This is a genomic window from Thiolapillus sp. (assembly GCF_048562965.1).
In the GTDB taxonomy this organism is placed as follows: domain Bacteria; phylum Pseudomonadota; class Gammaproteobacteria; order Chromatiales; family Chromatiaceae; genus Thiolapillus; species Thiolapillus brandeum_A.
Genome location: NZ_JBHNMF010000985.1, coordinates 1 through 1,042 on the forward strand (window position 1 = coordinate 1; position 1,042 = coordinate 1,042).

Below are 1,042 nucleotides of genomic sequence, written 5' to 3' on the forward strand. Positions count from 1 at the left end.
GCGCGATAGATTCATAGACAAAATGCCCTACGCCATTATATTGGCCATCGGCAGAACGCTCATTGCGTTCGTCATAGAGGCGGCTTTCATGGGCTGCTGAGCCATAAGACCACCAATTAGTAGTCACATATTTCCGTTCTTCACTGACCAGAAAGGTTTCATCCACGGTAGGCATCAGCTCGAAACGATAAAAATTCGAGTCTTTCGCAAAACTGCTATGTGATTGAAATTCCAGTTCAACCTTGATGGCTTTCGTTTGTTTCGGGCCATTGTGCAAAAAGCTGTCCGCGCCACCATTTTCCAGTATGAATTGCTGGAGGTTTTTACGGGTCATAGCCATTAACAGGCGAAACAATTGCACCAGGTTGCTCTTGCCCGCACCATTGGCGCCGATAAACACATTCAAATTGTTGAACGTAAAGGGTTCCAGCTCGCGTATGGATTTGAAGCCCTGAATGCTGAGTTTTTTGATCGCACCTTTCATGCTCTTGCTCATAAAGCGTCCTCCACATCCCACATTGCCTGGTGGAAATACTCCTCAATGAGGCGGACCTTCCAGGTCTCTTCCGCCTGCCGCAGATTGGGCAGGTTGTTGGAGCCGTTGACATAAATAACATCGAACTCGGTATCCTGGGTGGACAGGCGATACTTCTTGAACCACTCGTCCAGCATCAGATTGTCTTTTTCCAGGTCGCCAGTCAGCTTGCGCCAGATCGCCAGCGTACGCTCACGAACCGATTGATCGCCGGGCGTGTGCAGCGTATAGCCTTCGATCTTTCGAAAGCGCCAGGCGCCATCGTCCGTCTCTTTTAATGAACCGTCAAGGATCAGGCGCGTACTGGTGTCCTCTGGCAGCTCCGGGTCGGGTTCCCGCTTGAATGAGGCCGCATAGCTACGCCAGTGGTCCAGATGCTCGACATGGAGGCCGATCAGCCAGTTAAAGGTTTCGACAAGATCGACTGCCTTTTCAGCATACTCGTCGGTGCCGGGTTTTTTGACGTTTAGTTTATAGGCCGTGGGATCGGCGAACCATTCGATATTT

General features: G+C 50.7%; 1 protein-coding gene and 1 pseudogene. Both read right to left on the minus strand.

Annotated features, from left to right (window positions below; all coding sequences use genetic code 11):
- A partial coding sequence (locus ACOCD2_RS21675; protein WP_419589514.1) for an AAA family ATPase occupies nucleotides 1-496 on the minus strand: 496 nt, incomplete at its 3' end.
- Nucleotides 493-1,042: pseudogene (locus ACOCD2_RS21680) on the minus strand (site-specific DNA-methyltransferase); the annotation flags it as partial. The pseudogene ACOCD2_RS21680 and the gene ACOCD2_RS21675, both read right to left, overlap by 4 nt.